Below are 5,480 nucleotides of genomic sequence, written 5' to 3'. Positions count from 1 at the left end.
CTCCCAAGCATCAACTTGTGACAACAACGTGTATGAATACCCTGAACCATTGAATACAAAATCTAAGTATTCTTTAGCCGTGTGTGAACCATCTTTGAGAGTGCCGTAAGCAACCGACTTACTCATCTTGAAAAAGAACTCGTGTACTGCGTCAAACTCAACCGTAATTGAGTTACCACCGTCAGTTGGCGCAACGTAAGTGATATAGTACCAATCACCATTGAACATTACTGACCAGCCACGTTCCATTTGATGCAACACTTCGTCATTACTGTAGATAGTTCCAGTCAGTGACTTCTCACCATTAACCGCTTCTTTATACGTCAACTCTGCTTCAGCTAACTGAATATTCGACTGAGGGTCTCTAAACTTAAGCATAAAACCTCCTTAGATATAAAAATCAACTTTGTTTTTGATGATGACGTCGCCCTTAAACGTTGTCTGAAACGGCACTTGCAACGTGTCGGATGGTAGCAACTCAAATTCCTGGATATTTGTTTGATCGTTAATATTCGCTTGATTAAGTTTGAAAGAAATGCCGTTCAATAAGAACACGTCCCCCTGCTTAATCGTCACCTTTCCCTTAGCGTTGTAGGTGAACTTTTGCTTACCAACCGTGAAATCAAACGTATAACCCTGGGCTTCACTCGCTGTTAACTCGAAGTAAAACGGCCAATCAAACTGCGAAACACCTGTCGTTCCAGCGTAAGGAATAGACGTTTGACCCGTTAAATCAATATCAACTGGCTCTGTAATACCGTATGGTACACCTGTTGTTACAAAACTCAACGTAACCTTCGTTAGAATCCTATCGCCTACTTTTCCTTGTGCCTCATAGTCAATTACATCAGATAACAAAACGATAAACCCGTATTTGTATGCAGAATGGTTGTAATCAACGTATGTCACCATTTGGTCTTGTACGCCGTCATTACTCAACTGTTGCATAATCGGATTTTTATTTTCGCCCGGCCGTTCATAACCATACATATCCTGACGTTCATCAATCATCTCTGCAATGAAGTACGGTTCAAGACTACCGAACACACCATTCAACTTATCTTGCATTCCTAAGTCAGCTTCAATGCCGGCCGCATAGTAATAACCAGTCACTGTGATTGCCTTCTCGCTGTGCGTAGCATTTTGGAATTTTTTACCGTTTTTAAAAGCAACGCTCTGTGTCTGAATGTCTAGACTAGGTGTTCCACTCGAAATATCAGTCACAATCACGCCAAGTTCCGATAAACGTTGTGGCACGTCACCTTTTTTAATTAATAAATCCATTGAGCTCTCCTAACGCTTATTGATCAACTTAACCTTTGCTTCGTTACGTGCATCCTTATTAGCCAAATATGTACGCACCTTGTTACCGTCCCACTCTTGATGGACTTCAATTTCAACTACTGCACTAGGTGCATTCAAGACATCATCATCAAGTTCAGCACCGAACGTCATACCGTTAGCTCCAGCAAGTTGTGTGCTAGCAGTGACGTTAGCATTTGCACTAAGCTGGTCTTTCATCATTTGGTGTACACCCTGTAATTGAGACTGTACGTTGGACAAATCAACACTGCCAAATGCATCGGAAACTTGGTCTGCGTAACCAGAAACAGACTTTTTAACATCCCCAAACGTATCGTTCAGCGCGTCGTTAAATCCGGTCATAATCGCTCTACCAGCTGGAATAAGCAACTTGCGGTCATAACTAATTGGCCCCTTGTGGTCACGTATCCATTGCGCAATGTTACCAACGAACTTCTGCACCTTATTCCAAAGCGAAACAAGCCCATTCCAGAAGCTGATCATGATTGCCCTACCGGCATCGTACAAATTAATGTTCATTGCTGCATAAATTGCATTCTTTACGCCATTCCATAAACCACTAATCCAATTAGCTAATCCATTCCATGCCTTACTAATATCGTTCACAACACCATTCGCAAAGTTGCCAGCCCCTTGCCAAATTCCGTTCCATGCACCTACAACGGCATCCTTTACGTTGTTCCATAATCCAGAAATCCAATCTGGAATTGAGCTCCAAATGTTTTGAATATCATTGATGGTACCTTTAGCAAAACTTACAATAGCCTGCCACATAGAATTCCATGCGTTAGATACACCGTTCTTCACGTTATTCCAAAGTCCATCAATCCATCCTGGGATAGCTGACCAGATATTTTGAATATCTTGCCAAATACCAGAAACAAATCCAACGACAGCGTCCTTGACTGCATTCCAAACCTTAGACGTCACACTGGCAATTGCATTCCAAATCGTTGAAACAAAGTTTGAGATACCAGTGACGTAGCTTGAAATTGCTTGCGCCAAACCACTAACAATGCTTTTGACGCTATCAACAACGCTGTTCCAAATCATTACAGCGTCTTCCTTCATTTGGTTCCAATTACCCGTCATTGCATCAAGCAACAACAGAATAGGACCCATGACTGCTGCCTTAATCAATCCCCAGATACCAGACGCAATCTTGATGATCCCGTTCCAGATACCCGAAATCGTAGTTGTGAAGTTGTTCCAAAGTCCGACGATTGTGTCGATAATCGGTTGCATGAACGTTGTAATCGCTGACCAAACTGTGCTGAACACGCCCACAGCAGATTGCCATAGACCGCTCACAATTGATATGAAGTTTTGCCAGCCCGTTTGGATAGTGCTCCAAATCGTCGTGAAGACGTTTACAATTCCACTCCACAAATTGCTGAAGAACGTTACCGTTGCCTGACAACCAGACTTAATACCATCCATTGCTGAACTAAACAGAATGGTGATTGATTTCCAAACACCTTGGAAGAACGTTACCATGCCCGACCATGTATCGGACAACCACGACGTAAAGTTTTTCCAAGCGGCCTGTCCACTTTTAGTTTGTGTTAACCAAGCCACTAATGCCGCAACAACCAAAGCTATCGCAGTTATAATGATTCCCATTGGATTCGCCTTCACAGCAGTATTGAGTCCTTTTTGTGCTGTTGTTTCTGCAACTGTGGCAGTAGTATTTGCTTTGTTAGCCAACGTGAACAACTTTGTGTTCTTAATCCAGCTTACGAAACCACCTGCATCAGAAACCTTCCCTAAGAATTCACTAGTTGCTTTTCCAGCATTCCACAGCCCCTTACCAGCGGCCGACACTGTGCCAGTAATCTTCCCAGCGCTTGCCAAGAAACCACCAACTGCAGTTGTCGCTGGCCCGATTACAGGTGCAAGACCGATAAAGTCACGTGTCACCTTAGCAAAACCTGAATCACTTGATTGTGCCCAATTCAACGTGTTGTTTGTCCAGTCTAGCAAGGTACTTGAGACACCACTCTTGGATGCCATTGCCTTATTCGATAGCGACTCCCAATTACCACCAACTTGTTCAATCTTGGCTCCAACGTTCTTTTGCATTTCGTTGGCTTGCTCTTCCAAAACCTTCGAGGCGACTTTTTGAGAACTCGTCGACTTGTTAACAGCACCGGTGAACGCATCCCAACTTGTCTTGGTGTCGCCAGTTTTATCTTCCACGGCCTTCATGATAGGCACCATAGCCTTCATACCGGCTGAATGGAAAATAGTCTTAAGTGCCGCAGCCTTATCAGCCTTTCCCATTCCATCAGTGGCCTTTGCAACTTCAAGGGCAATCTGCTTGAACGGTTTCATGTTTCCGTGGGAATCCTTGAAACTCAACCCCAAATCTTTCATCAATCCGCTTGCCTTATCAGACGGAGCCATCATCTGCAAAATAGCGTGGTTCAAATCTTGTGAAGCGTCAGCCGCACTGAACCCCTGATTTGTCAGCAAACCAATTGCACTAGACGTATCTTGCATAGACATACCAGCCAAATTAGCTGTTGCTCCAATTGTTGCCAAAGCGTGTTGCATATCTTCAACTGAAGCATTAGACAAATTGGCTGTTGTCACCAACGTTGCAGCAGCTTGCTGTGGTGACCCAATCGACTTACCCCAAATATTCATGGCGTTTTGTACAACACCGGCTGTCTGTTGCAAATCAGAACCTGCAGCAGTCGCAGCTTGTGCGATTGACGGGAACTCTTTCTTAATGTCGCTGATTGACGCACCATCTCGTGCCATAGCGACCATGGCATCAGCAGAGTCTTGCGCACTCAGTGGCAATTCAGCACCCATTCGGTTCGCAACGTCGGCCAATCCATCAATATCTTTTGACGTACCACCCGCGATAACTGCGGCAGAGTTCAAGCTTTGATTAAATTCACCAAAACCTTTCAGTGATTTAACTCCCATCACAGTTGTCGCAGCACCCACACCAATCATTGTTTTACCAACGGTTGAGGCAACTTTTTGTGCACCTCCTAGATTGGCTGTCGTATCCTTGCCAATCTGCTTCATGGCATTGGTGTATTCGCTAATATCAGCACCAATGTGTGCAATAACTTCTCCACCGTTATACATTCAATTCCTCCCTTCGTTATGAAAATGCTTTACGCAGCCGATCATACAATCGTCTACGCTCAGACTTTCGCTTGTCCTGGCCCGGCTCAAAAATATTCTTAACGTTGCGTTCTAACTTTGCACGGTCGAATATTTTCTTCATCTTGGGCTTCTTCGCATTATCAACGTAGCGCTGATTGAATAGCTGTACCGCTTGTTCTTCTTGCCTATCAATCTTTGCCATTGCAATACCTTCAAAAAGCGCCTCAAGCTCCCATTTATATAACGAAAAAATGTAAGGAATATCAGTAATACCTTGGCGTGAAGCTTCAACAATTAGACGTTTTCTTGCAATGTGCTCAACATTTCTTCGAACGCCTTCTTTTGGACTTCCGTTGTATCCTCCTTCGCCATCAATGCTTCCTGAATCATTTCCATTGACTTGATTTGGTTCTTGACCGCCTTCACGAAAAAACCTGAGTCTTGCAACTCCTCCTTAATCGCATCAAACACAGCGTCAAGATCACCCCCGTGTGCAGCGGTCAGTGCGTCAACGGCGTCACCCAACTGTTCGTCAGTCAACTTCGCATTCGTTGGTGCCAAGATTGTAATTGCAGATGGCAACATCATTAAGTCACCAGTCACAATTCCATAAAACAGATTCACCGCTCCGTCATTGTTTTGTTCGTTTGATAGCAACTTGTTTGCCTTGTAAAATGCCCCAAAGTTAAACTTTCCCGTTACTTGCTTACCCTTAATGTTCAATTCAATAGCCATGTTGTTTTACCTCGTAATTAGTATATTTTTGGCGCCCTTTCGGACATAATAAAAAGGCTCCCAAATCAATGAGAACCCTAAAAAATTATAGTGCCGGTACGTCTGTTGTACCGTCCGTCTCTGGTCCGAAGTCACCAGTCGTCTCTCCTGGGCGCTCGAACTCGTACATGTCCTTCAACGCTGCGATTTGCTCGTCAGTAAGTGGGAATGTACCAGTCTTCAACTTATCCAAGATATTCAACGTGTATGATGCTGAAACCATGTCATCTCCGTCGTCCAACTCCAACTCATCAACA

Annotated in this window: 4 protein-coding genes and 2 pseudogenes; all 6 read right to left on the bottom strand. The window is 44.0% G+C overall.

The window, feature by feature from the left end:
• Positions 1 to 378, bottom strand: a pseudogene (locus ACJ28U_RS00195) (hypothetical protein); the annotation flags it as partial.
• A 9-nt stretch (positions 379 to 387) separates the two neighbouring features.
• Positions 388 to 1,284, bottom strand: a complete 897-nt coding sequence (locus ACJ28U_RS00190) for a phage tail domain-containing protein (RefSeq protein WP_407618005.1) — start codon at positions 1,282 to 1,284, stop codon at positions 388 to 390.
• 9 nt (positions 1,285 to 1,293) lie between these two features.
• Entirely contained in the window at positions 1,294 to 4,428 is a 3,135-nt protein-coding gene (locus ACJ28U_RS00185; protein WP_407618004.1) for a phage tail tape measure protein, read from the bottom strand.
• Between the two features lie 16 nt (positions 4,429 to 4,444).
• On the bottom strand, positions 4,445 to 4,651 hold the full coding sequence (locus tag ACJ28U_RS00180; protein WP_407618003.1) for a hypothetical protein: 207 nt from the start codon (positions 4,649 to 4,651) through the stop codon (positions 4,445 to 4,447).
• 92 nt (positions 4,652 to 4,743) lie between these two features.
• Positions 4,744 to 5,184, bottom strand: coding sequence for a tail assembly chaperone (locus tag ACJ28U_RS00175; RefSeq protein WP_160983130.1), 441 nt, complete (start codon positions 5,182 to 5,184; stop codon positions 4,744 to 4,746).
• Positions 5,185 to 5,269: 85 nt separating this feature from the next.
• A pseudogene (locus ACJ28U_RS00170) lies at positions 5,270 to 5,480 on the bottom strand (phage major tail protein, TP901-1 family); the annotation flags it as partial.

The sequence above is a fragment of the Weissella sp. MSCH1 genome (assembly GCF_045799135.1).
Classification (GTDB): Bacteria; Bacillota; Bacilli; order Lactobacillales; family Lactobacillaceae; genus Weissella.
The sequence above is the reverse complement of the archived record's forward strand: the minus strand, read 5'-3'. Positions and strand labels throughout refer to the sequence as shown.